17 protein-coding genes are annotated in these 15,471 nt (G+C 61.5%); 9 read left to right on the forward strand and 8 right to left on the reverse strand.

Annotated elements, in window-relative coordinates; genetic code table 11:
- Positions 1–309 precede the first annotated feature (309 nt).
- Complete coding sequence (locus AC58EF_RS05200) at positions 310–645, forward strand: hypothetical protein (RefSeq protein ID WP_257554721.1); 336 nt, start codon at positions 310–312, stop codon at positions 643–645.
- Between the two features lie 178 nt (positions 646–823).
- On the opposite strand, the gene AC58EF_RS05205 is transcribed toward AC58EF_RS05200, so the two are convergent.
- The 7 genes from AC58EF_RS05205 to AC58EF_RS05235 form a co-directional block, all read right to left on the reverse strand.
- Complete coding sequence (locus tag AC58EF_RS05205) at positions 824–1,273, reverse strand: hypothetical protein (protein WP_257554720.1); 450 nt, start codon at positions 1,271–1,273, stop codon at positions 824–826.
- Positions 1,274–1,284: 11 nt separating this feature from the next.
- On the reverse strand, positions 1,285–2,037 hold the full coding sequence (locus AC58EF_RS05210; protein ID WP_257554718.1) for a GNAT family N-acetyltransferase: 753 nt from the start codon (positions 2,035–2,037) through the stop codon (positions 1,285–1,287).
- Entirely contained in the window at positions 2,030–2,911 is an 882-nt protein-coding gene (locus AC58EF_RS05215; RefSeq protein WP_497275114.1) for a hypothetical protein, read from the reverse strand. The genes AC58EF_RS05210 and AC58EF_RS05215 overlap by 8 nt, the downstream gene beginning before the upstream one ends.
- On the reverse strand, positions 2,908–3,765 hold the full coding sequence (locus AC58EF_RS05220; RefSeq protein ID WP_497275116.1) for an RES family NAD+ phosphorylase: 858 nt from the start codon (positions 3,763–3,765) through the stop codon (positions 2,908–2,910). Before AC58EF_RS05220 ends, AC58EF_RS05215 begins: the two co-directional genes overlap by 4 nt.
- 128 nt (positions 3,766–3,893) lie before the next feature.
- Positions 3,894–4,139, reverse strand: coding sequence for an EamA family transporter (locus tag AC58EF_RS05225; RefSeq protein ID WP_497275422.1), 246 nt, complete (start codon positions 4,137–4,139; stop codon positions 3,894–3,896).
- A 165-nt stretch (positions 4,140–4,304) separates the two neighbouring features.
- Positions 4,305–4,454 (reverse strand): hypothetical protein, encoded by a 150-nt coding sequence (locus AC58EF_RS05230; RefSeq protein WP_257554712.1) that lies wholly within the window; start codon positions 4,452–4,454, stop codon positions 4,305–4,307.
- Between the two features lie 305 nt (positions 4,455–4,759).
- Entirely contained in the window at positions 4,760–5,155 is a 396-nt protein-coding gene (locus tag AC58EF_RS05235; protein ID WP_257554711.1) for a hypothetical protein, read from the reverse strand.
- A gap of 162 nt (positions 5,156–5,317) precedes the next feature.
- Here AC58EF_RS05235 and AC58EF_RS05240 point away from each other — a divergent pair, with 162 nt between their 5' ends.
- The 3 genes from AC58EF_RS05240 to AC58EF_RS05250 all read left to right on the forward strand — a co-directional run bounded on the left by AC58EF_RS05240 (position 5,318) and on the right by AC58EF_RS05250 (position 7,786).
- Positions 5,318–5,515, forward strand: a complete 198-nt coding sequence (locus AC58EF_RS05240; RefSeq protein ID WP_275489330.1) for a DUF5818 domain-containing protein — start codon at positions 5,318–5,320, stop codon at positions 5,513–5,515.
- Positions 5,516–6,194: 679 nt separating this feature from the next.
- Entirely contained in the window at positions 6,195–6,665 is a 471-nt protein-coding gene (locus AC58EF_RS05245; RefSeq protein ID WP_497275118.1) for a DUF736 domain-containing protein, read from the forward strand.
- 83 nt (positions 6,666–6,748) lie between these two features.
- On the forward strand, positions 6,749–7,786 hold the full coding sequence (locus AC58EF_RS05250; RefSeq protein ID WP_497275120.1) for an SLOG family protein: 1,038 nt from the start codon (positions 6,749–6,751) through the stop codon (positions 7,784–7,786).
- A gap of 175 nt (positions 7,787–7,961) precedes the next feature.
- Here AC58EF_RS05250 and AC58EF_RS05255 read toward each other — a convergent pair whose 3' ends face one another.
- Positions 7,962–8,285 carry a hypothetical protein gene (locus AC58EF_RS05255; protein WP_497275122.1) on the reverse strand — a complete coding sequence of 108 codons (324 nt, stop codon included), beginning with the start codon at positions 8,283–8,285 and terminating at the stop codon, positions 7,962–7,964.
- Between the two features lie 468 nt (positions 8,286–8,753).
- On the opposite strand from AC58EF_RS05255, the gene AC58EF_RS05260 reads away from it, so the two are divergent.
- The 5 genes from AC58EF_RS05260 (at position 8,754) to AC58EF_RS05280 (ending at position 15,439) form a co-directional block, all read left to right on the forward strand.
- On the forward strand, positions 8,754–9,053 hold the full coding sequence (locus AC58EF_RS05260) for a ribbon-helix-helix domain-containing protein (protein ID WP_257554704.1): 300 nt from the start codon (positions 8,754–8,756) through the stop codon (positions 9,051–9,053).
- A gap of 106 nt (positions 9,054–9,159) precedes the next feature.
- Positions 9,160–11,298 carry a type IV secretion system DNA-binding domain-containing protein gene (locus AC58EF_RS05265; RefSeq protein ID WP_497275124.1) on the forward strand — a complete coding sequence of 713 codons (2,139 nt, stop codon included), beginning with the start codon at positions 9,160–9,162 and terminating at the stop codon, positions 11,296–11,298.
- On the forward strand, positions 11,295–14,285 hold the full coding sequence (mobF, locus tag AC58EF_RS05270; RefSeq protein ID WP_497275126.1) for a MobF family relaxase: 2,991 nt from the start codon (positions 11,295–11,297) through the stop codon (positions 14,283–14,285). Before AC58EF_RS05265 ends, mobF begins: the two co-directional genes overlap by 4 nt.
- Positions 14,286–14,294: 9 nt before the next feature.
- Complete coding sequence (locus AC58EF_RS05275) at positions 14,295–14,885, forward strand: restriction endonuclease (protein ID WP_497275128.1); 591 nt, start codon at positions 14,295–14,297, stop codon at positions 14,883–14,885.
- Positions 14,882–15,439 (forward strand): lytic transglycosylase domain-containing protein, encoded by a 558-nt coding sequence (locus AC58EF_RS05280; protein ID WP_497275129.1) that lies wholly within the window; start codon positions 14,882–14,884, stop codon positions 15,437–15,439. Before AC58EF_RS05275 ends, AC58EF_RS05280 begins: the two co-directional genes overlap by 4 nt.
- Positions 15,440–15,471: the final 32 nt, after the last annotated feature.

Here is a 15,471-nt window from a genome sequence, read left to right on the forward strand (position 1 = left end):
TTCCCATGACCACTCTGTCCCCCTTACGTGCACGACTTGCGTCGTTCGAGAATGCATACAGTCTCGCAATCCAACGCCGGAAGGCTACAGGCCGCAACCAGTTCGTCGTACGAACGGGGAATTCGTGCCAGCCGTTCCGCGTCACGGAGACGCGACCGGTTAACGATAAACATCTACTCGTCCGGGTCGCCTGACCAACCGATCACCAACCCGCCAACGCCTATCTCCCAACCTTGAACGCTAACCTCACTTGCGTGGTCCGCTAGCCGCGCGAGCCGATTTGCGCGTCTGGCTGACAAGGAAGCATCCATGTCCAGATATACCGACGACGGGCAGGCTCTGCCCGAACCGCTGCTGCGCGCGACGCATCGCTATAGCTTTTACCAGTCGAACGAAGGCCGTCATGTGAACGTGGAGGTTTCCGAAGCCCATGAAAAAGCCTTCTTAACGCTGACACTTGTTGCCGTTACCGAAGGCTGGGAAGCTCTCGGCAAAAGATATCTTTACGGGATCGTGGCTCTTCGCCTGTCTGAAGGCTGGTCCATCCTGTCATCAGGCGAACGCTACTATGTGCTCGCTCCGCCCAAATCTGTCCGTCGTCAGAACATTTGGCGCAGGTTGCTGCGTAAATTGACTGGAGATTGATGTTAGGCGGCGATCAAACCGCTTCTCGCGGTGGTGGCCGAGGATGGCAAGGAGGGTGGCGCCCGGCTTTGACATCGGCGGCAAGCGAGGCTGCCGACGATGAAGGCCCTGACTTTGGCGGTTCGCGCGACCGATCGCGTTCTAGGGGGCCGGGGCTCAACGTGCCTGACAGCGGACGCTATACCCAGACAATGCGAAGGCCGGCGGGATCGGGATGCGGACCCGTTGGCAGTCGCAAGAAGACGGCGAAATCATAACCGATCTGCTGCTTGATCTGCTGAAGCTTGGCGATGTCCAGGTCGTCGTCGACGGGATTGGTGGTTTTCTTCACTTCGACGACAAGAAGATTTGCGTCGTCATGGCCTGGTTTGTGAACGATGATGTCAGGAAAGATGCGCTTCTCGGTGAGTTCACCGGCCCCATCGGGCAGTTCGATCTCCTTCGGATAAATCCCGTGGCGATTATATTCGACATGGACTGCGTGATGATCGAAGGTGCGCTTCAGGATGGCAGCCAGGCACGCGCAGATTGTCCGTTCACCGACATCGAATTGCAGGATCGTCGCTTCCTCCTGTTGAAGCGTCGCGATCGCGGCCAGCATTGTATTTTCGATGGTCTGTTGATCCATGCCAGTCTTCTCTATGGTTCGCGCGGCTCGACGTAGTCGACATAGAAGGTGCCTCCATGCCGGTCATGGATCACGCCGGCCTCCGCAGCTTCCTCATATTTTGCCTTCGAGAAATAGCGCAGTTCGCCGTCGACCTCGATCTTGACCGCAAGGTTCTTTCCTTCCGGTTCGTCATCCGACAGGGCGATGACGCGGCGCTCCAGCATGATGGCGCCATCGTTGAGGCGTCCGCCCCGAACCGGATGCACGGCGATCGGCGGCACGTCGCGACCATAGGTGACGGCTTCGGGATAGAAGCCGATGACGACGTGCACCTCCGGCAGCTCCGAGGGCACGTCGAACGCGCGCGCCAGCACGCGCCGGGCGGTCAGCTTTCCCCACTCGCGCATATCACCGTAACGCTCGAAACCGTGGCGCTGCCAATAGCTCCACGAGCTGCGCGGCGAACATTCGATCGAGAGGAGGTTGACGTTGTCGGCAACGGCTCGTTCGAGCGAGGCGGCGAACAGCATGTCGCCCAGTCCTTGGCGCCGCCAGTCCTTGCGGACATTGGCGATGGCGGGGGCATAGCTTCCGACCTGGAAGGCGACGGCTTCGCCGCCGCGCCGAATGACCCAGAGAGTTTCATATTCGAGCGCATCCGTGATTGTGCCGCGGTTGCTCCAGAAGCCTTCGCCATCCTCCTGATATTCGCGTTCGAGCCAGTCGAGCACGGCAGCAAGGTCCGCCGGGTCAGCCCTGGCGACGTCGGGGGCGCTAGGCATAGAACGCCGCCTTGCGCGGCCCAGGCCACGACTCCTGTTCCATTTCGTCCGCGAAGTCCTGATCGCCCAGTCTCCTCGCGGCGGACGCCGCGAGGAACTGCGCGCCGAGCGCGAGCTTCACAACCGCGAGCCTGGTCAGCCCCGCCGATTTGTAGCGGCTGTCGACATAGTCGGGGAGGGCTGTCGCAACCGCCGCGACGATCGGATCGTCACGATGCGGATGCCTGGCTGCAAGCCGGCGTGCGAGTTCTTCGTGATTGTGCCCGACGTCGCGTCTGGCCAGCGCCTTGGAATCGTCGCCGAGATCGACCAGCGCCGCTTTCATCGACAACTCGGCCGTGAGGCAGATCGGTTGCAGAACGGAATCGACGCTGAAACCCGTGGGAAGGATATTCGCCACGTCTTCCAGGTTGGACAGCGCCATCCTCCACAATTCGGCGGAGGCCGCGCCGGCGGGCGGATTGACCCCATAGGCGAGGTCATAGGTGTCGGCGAACGCAAGGGCGCTGCAAGCAGCGATGGCCGGGTCTCCCCGGCACCACTGCACCCAGTCTTCATGGGTCTCGAAGCCCAGGCCCTTGTGGACCGAAATCGCGCATGTCCCAAAAATCACGGCGACGGTCACTTTGCGCACCGTGTCCACGGACGCGGCGAGGCCGATGCCTTTGCCGGGCCAAGCCTGATGCGTTTGCGGGAACAGCCGCAGATAGGCTTCGGTGATCCGGTCGACTTCCGGGTTCCCGAGCACGCCGATCACGAAACCGCTTCCGAGAATGGACATCGCGGCGCGCATCGGCCGTGCGTGCATAGCGACGCCTTCCTGCGCGAACTCGGCGTCGAGCCGCAGAAGATCCTGGTCGGTCCATCTGCTCACGACGGATCGGCCTCCGAGGTCAGCGAAATCATCGGGCCTTCGACCGGGCCAATCGCCGTGAGGACGTTGCGCACCAAGGACGTCCTGCCGTCCTCCTCCTTCTGCACGATGTAAGGATTTTCAACCTCGTCGTGGACGAGCTGCACATTCTTGATCCCGTGAAGCTCGCAGGCTTCCAGTTCCGCCGCGCCGATGTCGAACAAGACGATGTTGGTTCGGCCTTCACCAAAGGCGCTGCCATAGGCGATGCCGTCATAGCCGTGGTTCCGAAACGCCTCGGCAATGATCTGTGTCGGCGCATATCCGGCACGATTGTCCTCGCGCAGAACAGGCTCGCGGAACGCGCGGGCGACATGGCTCCAAACCGCTGCCTCGCGCTGATCCGGCGAGGGCTCTCCTTCGAGATAGAGCGGGGTGCGACCGCTATCGTCGCGCACGTCGACGAGCCTTTGGTCTGTCAGGGTCCGCATGATCGCGACCGAGACCAGCGACCCGATCCACGGCCGCACCTCGGCGATCGCCGTGTGCCGATCATCGGCCATGTAGAGGCACGGGATGCCGCGCGGATTGGCGCGGCCATCCGAGGCCGAATATGGCAAGGGAACCATGCGCGCCGGCAGGGCGGGACGTGGAAGGGGTCCGGCATCGGGGTCGTCATACTCGCCGTGAGCAACCTGCGCCCGGCAGAGCCGGTGGCCGGCGGGCAATCGGCTCTGCCGCTTTTCGGACGTCCGGATCAGTTCGTCGAGAAACGCCCGGCTGGGCGGCGATAGGAGGTAGCGGTGTTCATGGGAGACCTCGCGCGCAAAATCCCAATAGCTTCTCCAAGATGCAAAGGCGGACTCGTCACTCATCTGTTCTGATTCTCAGCACGTTACGACGCTGTCCATCGTGAACTGCTCCACAGACAGGCGCAAGGCGCTCAAGTACTTCCACGAGGCGAACAATCAACGCAGGATCAAATCCCAGACTCCCTCACTCATCAACTAAGACTCCGATTTGCAAGTGTCCGCCTCCCGAGGGGCTGCCGGATAGTCTGCGCGACCACGACACTCGCCAGGGCGATGCCGCCGCCGAAGATATGGAATAGCCTAACTGGTTTGCCGAGCAGGATGATCGCACCCACAGCAGTTAAAACGGGGAGCAGGTTCATGAATGCGGACGCCCGGCGAGGACCTGGGAGCTCCATGCCACGGATCCAGAAATATGGTAGGACGATTGATACCAGCCCCTAGTGGTAAGGTCTGGGCGTTAAGCGCTCGCATCGGAGCAGGCGCCGCGAGCACCGCCGGAAACATGATGTCAGCGCACAGAGCGCTTGGACCAAGGTCGACTGCCAGCCGGGTATGGGCAGGCTCCGTCGCCTCTCCGATTCCGGAGAGACTGCCATCTCTCAGGATGTTTCTAGCAACCGGCTCCTCGCCAGATCCAGTGCGTGCGACAACCGCATCGCCACGACCTGGTCTTTTGGGTCGATGAGGATCGCGAGTGCCTCCTCCATTAACTCGATGGCCTTCTTCAGTCCTGACTTGTCTTCAGTCATGTCCGCCTCTTTCCGCTAAACCCAACTCAGTCGGCGGGCACCCTCCGAAGGAGGATGCCGGCCCCTGAGCCGGACGATCGAAAAACGCGACGATAGACGCGCGCCTGCACCTTTAGCCGAACAGCCTGGACATGCGCACAGGCCATCCGGCCGCAAAAGCCTTGCAGCCGACTCTATCGTTCAGAGTTTCGACACTCCGGTTCGCCATCGGCGAACGCGGTTCCTCTAGCCCCATCGGCATCTACTGCCAATCGGTTACTAACTTCACCTGAATTCGCTGGAATTCGGAGGCCCGCAGAAACGCCTTAGCGAATGGACAAGCGCGCGGCGGCCACCGGCCGATACATATCGGTGCGGTCTCGCATCAGGCCCGTAAGCCAGACAAGATGACTCGCCGCGTCCGCCAACGACAGGGTAGCCACCGCATCAAACAGGCAGCGCTGGTAGGGGGAGTTGCGATCAAGGATGTCCACCAGTCGATCGCGCGCCGGGCTATGGGGATCGTTGATCTCGGCATTGGCTTCGTGAGCCGCCTCGAGGAAGGCTTCCGCCAACTCCTGCGCCTCATAGTAACCGCCTTCCAGGCTTTCGCTTATGGCCAGGGCCGCGAGCTGGCTGCGCACAGCAGGCAAATCAGGATCATTGACCGCGTCAACCAGAGGCAGGTTGAAATCGAAACCGGCAAGATAGCTGGCGATCATGGAAATATCCTTTTACGCAACGCCGAAACATATAGGGAACATATTTGCAAATTGCAAGTGTTTCGTGCATGATAAGGCGATGTCTATAGGCTCCCGCTTCAACCTCTTTCGTGCCTCCACCGCAGGGGCGCCCGCCTGCAGCGGTCGAGCTTCGGTGTAATCATGGCAGTCGTGCCTCTGCGCCTGCGTGGTGTCTTGCACACCAGCGACCGCGGGTTCCTTCTCGAAACAGAGGATGGTCATGTCTGGCGCCTATCCGGAGCTGAAGATTTGACGCCGCTCGAATATTCCGATGTCATTGTCGAGGCACGCAAGGTCAGCAACAGTCTGCTCGATGTGCTCTGGATAGGGTCAGCCTAGCGAGCAAGCGGGGCGAATGCCCGCCAGGGGCGGGCACCGGGCTCTATCTCCGCTTCGCTCCGACCAAGCCCCCTGCGGGGTCTTGTCCGCTTCGCGGTAACGATCCCTTTCGCGAGCAAGCTTCAAGGTGCCGCATCTCCCAAGCGTCCCGCATTGGGCAGCGCTGCTGCGGCCCTCGGCGGGGCGCCTCGGTCCGCAATCACCGTCGGGCGAGGTCGTTCATCGCATCCGGAGCCGCCCTCGCAGTGTCTCGGCGTGCCGCGGGTGGTCCGGGGATACAAGGGCTGCCTCCGGTCAAGAAGTTCTAGGAGATAAGGGGCCTGCCGACAAAAGTGCCTGTTTCAAAGGGGTCGGCAGGCCCCTTATCTCCAAGAACTTCTAAAGACCGCAGCGCGACGTCCCTTGCATCCCCGGACCACCCGCAGCCCTTGAGCCCCGGCGAAGGCGGCTCCGGATGCGATGAACGACAGGCACCGTCTCACCCTCCGTCGATCAGGAAGGAATGCTTCGCATACTTTGTGATTGGGCCGCTACCGCGACCGTTTTACTGGCTCAGGCTCACCAGATACGATGAAATTCTGTCAAGAAAACAATGATATATCTAAAATAAAGGGGAGGGGGTAAAGTAATTGTGCGGCTGGGGATTGTCTCGGTTGCACTTTTACTAGGAGTATAGGTGATGAATATTGGTGAGTTTAACTTGAAGAATGGCCGTCTCCTTGGTTGGATCGCCACGCGCAACATTGATATGCCCAAACTTGGCTTGCGCCCAGTCGAAAGCCAGCACGATCAGGCCCCCAATTACGAAATCGTAGAACTCAACGTGGGCAATCGCTGGGTTCAGGTCGGCGCGCTTTGGGAAGCCATCGCAAAAAAGACCGGCGAGGTATTCTTGCAAGGAAACATCGACGATCCGAGCATGGCCGAGCCGCTCCCCATCGCACTTTTCGGCTCGGTTGAGGAAGGCTATCGCGTAGCGTGGCGCAGGCCGGAACGCCGTGACGATTTCGGCTCGGCTGTTCGCACGTCCCGCGAAAACACGCCTTCCCGCAGCGGCGATGACTATGGTTTCGGAGGCAGCACCGCCGACGATAACGGCGCATTGGCCGACAACACCGCCGCCGAACTTGACGATGAAATCGCGTTCTAACGGCTAGGCCAAGACGGGCCGGGGGAGCGCAGCCACGCTTCCCCGGACCCTGACCGATCATCCAGTCATCAGGAGTCAGACTCATGAGCAAGAAATCAGCTAACAAGACCGTTAGCACCTTCACGGACATTGCGGAACTTTATGCCGAAGAAACCGCCACCCCGGACTTTCAGGCATCCTTTGGTGACCCGCTCCCCCTTTCGATCATCGAACCGGGGGACGAACCGGGCGAACACACCATGCCCGAACCCTTCGCGGCGCAGAAGGTTTGCGGCGAGCTTATCACGTCACTTCATAACCTGTTGAAGGATACCCGCCTTGACGCGCTGGCCCCTCAAATCGCGTGGGGCATCGTCAACAGCTTCCATTTTGTCGCTGGAACGCTGGAACGCCAAGAGGACCGGCTTGCCGACAAGATACGCGAAATGACGCGGCGCATGGAGCCGGGCGAGGTGTTCAACAAGGAACTGGAGGACTTGCAGCTTCAATGCCAGTCGCTTGCCGAGCAGCGCGCCAATGTCGAAACAATGCGAGACTATGCAGCAGCCCTCTATAAGGCTTGCTGGCGTCGGGCATGGGTGCAGGCCAAGGGCAGCAAAGCGTCATCCGTCACGACCGCAAGCTATATCAACGCACTGGACTTCCTACGCGAACGCGCCCTTGCCAAGCGCGAGAAGCACCAGCCGCAAGGCCCTATTGTCATCTTTTCCGGCCCCGCCATTTGGGAGCAATGGGAACCCCTTTGGACCAAGCTAGGCGAAATCAAAGCCCGCATCCCCCATATGACGCTTGTTACCACCGGCCAGCGCAAGGGAGCAGACGCCATTGCAGCAGCATGGGCCGCGCGGGAAGGCGTCCCCGTCGTCGCCTATGGCCTCTATGGGGGAGGCAAGAAACCGGCTTTCACCCGCAACAAGAAGCTGGCCGAGCTTGAGCCGGTCGAAGCCATCTTGTGCGAAGGTTCAGGCATACAGGCCAATCTTTATCAAACCATGCGGCAACAGGGCGTTCCTATTCATGCCTTCCACTGGCCCAAGGATAAGCCCAAGCCGACCCCGAAGCAGGCAACCGGCCCGATAGAGCCGCGAGACACATTCAGCCGCGCCAGACGCTACGCCTGACCTGATATAGCGCGGCGCTTCATTGGCGCCGCGCTACCCATCATCATCATAGACCCGCCAACCCGCCAAGGCTGGCGCGCTTTCCAGCGCGCTGGCCTTTTTTCGTGCCGCCGGTCGCCGCCGCGCCTGACGGCGCGGCGGCGAAAGAGAAAAAAAAGGGGGCAGGGCGACAAACTCATGCCCCTACGGAGGCACCCGAAGCCGCACCGTCATTCCCCTTTTGAGGGGGAGTCGCCGGCGATGGCTTCCCCGAACGGGGGGCATCGGATGCCGCTAAAGCCCCCTTGAGCGCGACCAACGCCGCAGCGCCGCCCAGCCGCAGCACATGGCCCAGCACGTCGCGGAACTCTCGTTCCGTCATTTGCTCGACAGGCAGCGCCGTAACTATCGCAGCATAGCGATCCCGTAGCTTCTGGCGCATCGCTACAATCTCGCCAGCAATCTTCTTTTCCCGCTCGACCAGATCGGCGAGCCTATCGCGTTCCGACATTTTCGGCATGACCAGTTTCCTTCTCTCAAGGCTGGTCCGCTCGTCACGCGATCCTTGTCGCATAGGCGCAACCGCACCACAAGCGACACCGCCGCGCAGCGCGGCCCATCCCCCCACATAGACCCAGCCGCCAAGGGTGCGCCCGGCAGCGGTGGAGCAGACGCAGCGACGCCGTCGCTGCGGGCAAGCGACGCACGCGCTTCGCGGTTTGTAATGCACCGTACGCACGGGTGCTAAGGCCAGAAATAGCATTAAAAACAACAACATATTCTGTCTGACACGTCGGACAAAATCGACATTCTGTGTCCGACACCAGTGACAACTCAGTATCGAACCGCCAAAAAGCCCAGCATTACTGCGGCTTTGCGCTGTCTGACGCGTCGGACATGCTGAATTTCTTGAGGTTTCCTCGAAGGCCGGCTATAGTGCCAGTCGCTTCAAGACCGCCTTGGCGAAGCTCCATCAGGAGCTACCGCCTTGGCGCGTATCACCATCCGTATCGATGACGATCTGCTCGACCGTCTGAGCCGCCGTGCGCGGCGCGTCGGCGTCACCGTCTCCGAACTCGTCAGACCCGCACTCGAGCACGCTGCCGACAGCCGCGCGGGCTATGTCTTCACCTCGCAGGACGAGATCCTCGCCGGCGTTCTGCAGACGATGTCCATCGTCGCGGCGGCGGTACGGAAGCGTTCGCCCGAGACGCTCGAACAGGGCATGGCGGATGCTCGTGCCCTCCTCCACGAAAAGGGGTTGCTCGCCCCAGGAGAACAGCCGTGAAGCGGGGTAGGCCAACCCCCGCCGACATGGTGCTGGCGCTACGCCTGGCCCCCAGCATGGGGACCATATGGCCCACGATCATGCCTCTCGGCGGGAGGCGCGCGCGATGAGCATCTTCCGCAACGACACCCTGGGGAGCTGGACCCGCGGCGGTCAGGCGATCGTCCACAATGTCCGGATGACCACCCAGGTCTTCTTCCAGACCTTTGTCGCCGGGCTGGTCCTCTGGGTGATGGGCACCTGTTGGTATGCCTTCGAGAAGTCGAATGAGTATCAGCGGTTCGTCCTGGTCAAGCTGGTCGAAGCGACCTTCAAGGTGGATGCCGCGCCGGGGACCAATGACCCGGTCCTGTTCCGCACTCCGGAGGGGCGCCAATACTGGACCTCGGCCGACGCACTGGTCGAGTCCGGCGTCGTCAAGCAGGCGCTCCACAAGCTCGAAACCGATCTCATCCACGGGGCGCTACTGGCGGGTCTGTTCGCCCTCGCGGCGCTGGCCTGGGCCTGGTTCTATTTCACCAGAACCGGGAAAGGCCTTGGCTCCAACGAGTATCTGCGGGGCGCCCGTTTCGGAACCGTGGCGCAGGTCCGTCGGGCGCTCTGGCGTCAGAAAAAAGGGTGCCTCGTTATCGGGGGGGTGGCCGTACCGGACGCCTTCGAGCCGGAACATATCCTCATCTGCGGTGCTCCGGGGACGGGCAAGACCAACTCCATTACCACCATGCTCACGGGGATCCGCAAACAGGGCAAGCGTGCGATCGTCTATGACACCGCCGGTTCCTTCGTCGAGAAATTCTATCGGCCGGGGCGCGACATATTGTTGAACCCGCTCGATGAGCGGACCGCCATCTGGAGTCCCTGGGTCGATGTGCCCAAGGAGTATCATTACGATCAGATCGCTGAATCCACGATCCCCGACAAGCATGGCGACCCCTTCTGGTCGAAGGCTGCCCGTGGGACGCTGGTCGCCGTGCTGCGGAAACTGGCTCGGCAGCAGCACACCCTGATCTCGGTCCTTCTCGACCGGGTATTGCGTTCCCCGCTCGCCGACCTCGCTGCCTTTGTGAAAGGGACGGATGCAGCAGCGTTCATCTCCTCCGAAGGGGAACGCACGTCGGCAGGCATCCAGGCCGAGCTCGCTTCGGTCATGCGAAGCTTCTCCTATCTCGACGATACCGAAGATGGATTCTCGATCCGGCGCTGGGTGGAAAATGAGGAGGACGACAGCTGGCTCTTCATCACCGTGAAGGCCGACCAGCTTCCCTCGCTGCGGCCCCTCATCACGGTCTGGCTCGATATCGCGATCAGCGCGATCATGAGCCTCACCCCCGACCGTAACCGTCGCCTCTATTGCGTTATCGACGAGTTGCCGACGCTCCAGAAACTTCCCAGCTTGTCCGACTTTCTCGCCCGCGCGCGCAAGTATGGCGGCTGCGGGGTTCTCGGTTTCCAGTCCTATCCCCAACTCGAAGCGACCTACGGGATTCAGGATGCTGCGGCCATCACCGGCTATTGCTCGACCTGGGTGGCGCTCCGGGCAAACGACACCACCACCGCCAAGCACGTCTCGGAAAATCTCGGCCAGGTCGAACAGGTCGAGGCCAATGAGGGTATGTCCTACGGCGTCAACGATATGCGCGATGGAGTCAACCTCTCGCGCATGCAAGTGACCCGCCCACTGGTAATGCACACGGAGGTCACCAACCTTCCCAACCTTTCCGGCTATCTCCGGTTCGGCCGCAACTTGCCGGTCGTGCGCTTCACCGACCGCTACAATGCACTGCCTACGGTAGCTGAAGCTTTCATCGAACGCACCGAAGCCCCCAAACGCCTTCCCCAGGGCAAGACCATCATCGCCCACGCGCGCGCCGTGCGCCGCGCGGCAGAAGCCGCGGCGGAGCAGGCGAGGGGAGGCGACAACGGACCGGCGCCCCATGCTGCACCGCCATCGCCCCCTCTGGCCCAAGGTGATTTGTTTGGGAAGGAGAAAACCCCACCCATCGTCGAGCCTGTCGTAACGCCGCCGCCCGAAGATGCAGCAGCAGATGATGAGGCCTTTGTACCTGCCGCACCCGATAGTCCCGAGACGGATGACGACCTCGCCGCTGCGGGAGTTGCCCCTGATAACGAGCCCAGGACCGCAACGCCCGTCATCCTGCTTGGGGCGTCTCGCGGCAGCGTTCGGGTGGCGCTCGCCAGCCATGACCGTGCCGACGGCGCCCGCGAGCAGGCGAAACCGGCATGATCCATCCTCGCCGCCTCAAAGGCACCGCCGCCAATATCAGTCGATACTATACGGTAGGCGATTATTACACGAAGGGTGGGGATGAACCATCCGAATGGGGCGGGCGGATCGCGGCTGACCTTGGTCTCTCGGGGCGGGTCGATCCCAAGCAGTTTGAGGAACTCCTTGCCGGTAAGGTCGGTGACCAGCAACTTGGCCGTCGTCGCAAGGAGGGTATCCAGCATCATCCCGGTTGGGACTTCAACGTCAGCGCCCCCAAATCGGTCTCTATCCTGGCGCTGGTAACGGGTGATGAGCGGATTATCGCCGCTCATGAAAAGGCGGTCAGCGCGGCGCTTTCCTATCTTGAGGAACATGCCGAACTCCGCCGACGGGTCGAAGGAGAGGTGGTCCACGAGACAACCGGGCGCTTACTCTTCGCTCGGTTCACCGAGCATGCAAGCCGCGAACTCGACCCGCATCTCCACACCCACGTCGTCACTCTCAATATGACCAACCATGCGAACGGCGAGCGCATGTCGAGCCTTGAGACGCGTTCGATGTTCGCTGAACAGATCGTTGCCGGACAAATCTATCGAAACGACCTGGCCCATAGCCTTCGCGAAATTGGTCATGAGATCCGCTTCGATCCACGAAAGGGACTGTTCGAAATCGAAGGCGTCCCCGGCCAGCTTATTCGCGATTTTTCACAGCGCGCCGAGCAGATCAATGCCCATGCGGAGGAACACGGCCACACCGGACAAGCAGCACGGCGTATCTCTTTCTTCGAGACCCGAAAAGCGAAAGAGAAGATCGGGATCGACGAACTGCATGCGCAATGGCGCACACGCGCCGAACCTTATCGTGAACATCTCGACAAGGTCCTGGCGGCGGCCGAAGAGCGCGGCGAAAGAACGATCGAAACCAACCCGAGCGTCGCTCGCCGCGCGACATTGTTCGGCATTCGTCAGAGCGAAACGCGCGAGGCGGTCAACAATGTCGGACGCCTCTATCGCACGGCACTTGCTTCCCATGTCGGCGAGGTCCGGTTTACAGACATACGTCCGTTGTTCGACGCGCAGGAAGAGAGCCGCAAGCTCCTCAAGACCGTGCGGCAGACCGGCGATCAGCCGCTCCCGCGGGGACGTACTTCACGACGGACAGCGAAACTCGAATTGGCTCTGTCCGAACACCTCTCATTGGCAATGGGCGACGTGTCTCCTGCAGCTGATCGCAGGCGCTTGAGCGAAGCCGCGATTGCGATCGGCCTGACCCAGGCGCAGGCCGTGGCGCTCGAAGCCATCGGCAGCGGCCGGGATCGGCTTGTCGCAGTCCATGGCGTGGGAGGCGCGGGCAAGTCGACCCTTGTGCGCGGCCTGGTCGAGGCAACACGTACCGATCATATCACCCTGGCGTTGGCCCCAACCTCTTCCGCAGCAGCGGATCTCGGCGAAAAGGCCGGCATTGAATCCCGGACCGTCGCATCGCTTCTGGCAAGCGGCGGCTTCGGGATCACCGACAAACATATCCTGGCGCTTGACGAGGCGGGCCAGCTTTCCAACCGACAGGCCCTTCGCATGCTGGAGATCAGCAGGGAAACCGGGGCCCGCCTGATTTTTCTCGGCGACAATAAGCAAACGGGGGCGATCGAACAGGGTAAGGCATTCTGGCTGATGCAGCGCCTTGGCCTTCCGACCAGTCAACTGACCGAGTCCATCCGCCAGAAAACGGATGAGATGAAGGAGGCCGTCACTCTCGCGCGTAAAGGCGATTATGCCGGCTCAGTCGCAAAGCTGGACCGGGTCACAACAGGTGAGAGCGCTGAGAAGCTCGCCAAGGACATGGTCGCTGAATGGACGCAGCTCAAACCGGCCACGCGCGCCAGCACCAACATTCTGGTCCTCGACAACGCCACCCGACTGATCGTCAATAGCCACATACGCGAAGCGCTGAAACGCGAGGGAGCGGTTGCCGCCCAGGACCACCGGCTTGAAGTCCTGACCCCTGCGGGTATGTCCGATCAGGAGAAGCAGGTCGCCCGCTTCTATACCGCCGGACAGGTTCTGAAGTTCGCGCGGGACAACGCTGGACTTGGGATTGCGCACGATACTGAATATCGCGTTGTTTCGATCGGCCGGAACGGACAAGGCCGTCAGATCGTACGCCTAGTCGACGAGAATGGGCGGCAGATCGACTGGAATCCGCGCCTCGGCAAGGCAGCGCACGTCAACGTATTCGTGAACGATGAACGCCAGCTCGCACAGGGCGACCGTATCCAGTGGCGTCTCGTGAACAAGGACATCCAGGTCAAGAACGCTGAGCGAGGCACCGTCCTCGCGCTCGAGGGCACCATGGCCACGATCCAATGGGATCGCGGTGCACGGGTCCAGACCGTCGACCTTTCCGTCCATCGCACCTGGGATCACGGCTACGCCGAAACAGTCTATTCGGCGCAGTCCAAGACCTATGCTCGGGTCTATGTGCTAGCGCCCGTCGAGTCCGGCCTGGTCAATGGCCAGAACTATTACACTGCAATCACGCGAGCCGAATTTGGTGTAAAGCTTTGGACGGAGAACGTCGCCCGTCTCGCCGAAAAGCTCGCCGCGCATTCAGGCGAAAAAACCTCGTCACTCGAAGCGCTCAATCGGCTGAGGCTCGACAGCCACAAGGTTCGTGGCGCGCGCCACAAGGACCGGCATGATCGCTCCCGCGAGGAGAACGCGCGTACTCGTGAAGCTCGCAAGGCCGAGAGTGCGGATGAACAACAGCGGCGCGAGGGTGCAGACCGTGGCCATCGCGGCATAGGCGATACCCTTGCGGGCCGCGCTCAGGAGAGTGCCGCCCTCGTCGATCGCTTCCTGCGCGGCACGATCGAGCGCGATCGCGCTCGCACGGCGATGGAGCATGAGCGCGGCGGCGCTACCGAGCATGCCCCCCAATCCCAATCCCAACCCCAGCCTCAACCCGATCATGGCCATGGCGGCCATGGCGGCGGACATGATCGATAGGAGAACCACATGGATATTCTGCTGCTGCCGACGCTTTTCGCTATGCTATTGGTGTTCCTGCTCAGGCGCTACCATATCCCAATCAAACACCGTTGGCGTCGTCGTCAGGCACGAGCGATGTGTGAACAATTGCGCGGTCCGGATCGCGACCAGCCTGCGGGACTACATTACGCACGGCTTCGGGCGATGGACCCGCTGGCATTTGAAGAATTGCTGCTCGAAGCTTTCGAGCAGCGGGGGCATCGCGTGATCCGCAATCGGCGCTACACAGGCGATGGCGGCGTCGACGGCGAGGTCGTCATTGATGGCGAGCGCTGGCTGATTCAGGCGAAGCGCTATCGCGACGCGATCCGGCCCGAGCATGTCCGTGACTTCGCCATGCTCTGTGCGACCCGAAAGCGCCGAGGCATGTTCATCCATACCGGCCGCACTGGAGGGATGAGCCGCACGGTGGTTCTCAGCGCGGACGGTATCGAAATCGTCTCCGGGCAGCGATTGCTCGCCCTGCTGACAGGCGCGCCATTCCACCCCGGCGGTTTTCCCCCTCTTGCCAGCGTTGGCTCTGGCCGTTCCGGCTTTCGCGATCGAGCGCCGCTGTGAGCGAGTGGAATTTCCAGACCGCCTGTTTTCGGCATTTCAGAATCGCGTGCGCGACACTGGCGATCTTGTCGGCGGTCTGCACATCGAATCCAGCACTGGCAAAGCGGGGGGCTTCAGGCGAGGCATCGGAAATTGCCCGTTGTATCCGTATTGCCGCGCGCGGCCATGGATGGCTTGAGAAAACTCTTTGGGGGCTGCGTGAGCAGGAAGCCGGCTGGCTGGGTGCGGAAGTTGCGAACACCAACGGCACCCACGATCTAGGACCGCTCCAAATCAACAGCTGGTGGGTGCCGCGCATTGCCCGCCTGGTCGGCAAGCCCGAACCACTGGTCCGACACTGGTTGCGGCATGATGCCTGCTTCAACGCCGAAGCGGCCCGCTGGATCTTCCTGTCCGGACTGAGGACGACCGGCGACTATTGGAAGGCGGTCGGCGTCTATCACAGTCCAACGGTCTCACGCCAACTGGCCTATGCTGAAAAGGTAGCTACGCATATGCGCGCAAGGTTCGGTCCGAACGTTTTTGGGACGGAAAGCGCGGGGGGCGGGAGGTAGGTGAAAGGGAGGTGCGGTGGCGGGGGAGCCGA

It is taken from the genome of Sphingobium sp. WR1, from assembly GCF_059693745.1.

Coding starts and splice junctions, on each gene's coding strand:
- AC58EF_RS05200 (WP_257554721.1), top strand. CDS start 310: ATGTCCAGATATACCGACGACGGGCAGGCTCTGCCCGAACCGCTGCTG.
- mobF (WP_497275126.1), top strand. CDS start 11,295: ATGATCCATCCTCGCCGCCTCAAAGGCACCGCCGCCAATATCAGTCGA.
- AC58EF_RS05235 (WP_257554711.1), bottom strand. CDS start 5,155: ATGATCGCCAGCTATCTTGCCGGTTTCGATTTCAACCTGCCTCTGGTT.
- AC58EF_RS05230 (WP_257554712.1), bottom strand. CDS start 4,454: ATGACTGAAGACAAGTCAGGACTGAAGAAGGCCATCGAGTTAATGGAG.
- AC58EF_RS05205 (WP_257554720.1), bottom strand. CDS start 1,273: ATGGATCAACAGACCATCGAAAATACAATGCTGGCCGCGATCGCGACG.
- AC58EF_RS05245 (WP_497275118.1), top strand. CDS start 6,195: ATGAATATTGGTGAGTTTAACTTGAAGAATGGCCGTCTCCTTGGTTGG.
- AC58EF_RS05255 (WP_497275122.1), bottom strand. CDS start 8,285: ATGCCGAAAATGTCGGAACGCGATAGGCTCGCCGATCTGGTCGAGCGG.
- AC58EF_RS05210 (WP_257554718.1), bottom strand. CDS start 2,037: ATGCCTAGCGCCCCCGACGTCGCCAGGGCTGACCCGGCGGACCTTGCT.
- AC58EF_RS05265 (WP_497275124.1), top strand. CDS start 9,160: ATGAGCATCTTCCGCAACGACACCCTGGGGAGCTGGACCCGCGGCGGT.
- AC58EF_RS05220 (WP_497275116.1), bottom strand. CDS start 3,765: ATGAGTGACGAGTCCGCCTTTGCATCTTGGAGAAGCTATTGGGATTTT.
- AC58EF_RS05250 (WP_497275120.1), top strand. CDS start 6,749: ATGAGCAAGAAATCAGCTAACAAGACCGTTAGCACCTTCACGGACATT.
- AC58EF_RS05240 (WP_275489330.1), top strand. CDS start 5,318: ATGGCAGTCGTGCCTCTGCGCCTGCGTGGTGTCTTGCACACCAGCGAC.
- AC58EF_RS05275 (WP_497275128.1), top strand. CDS start 14,295: ATGGATATTCTGCTGCTGCCGACGCTTTTCGCTATGCTATTGGTGTTC.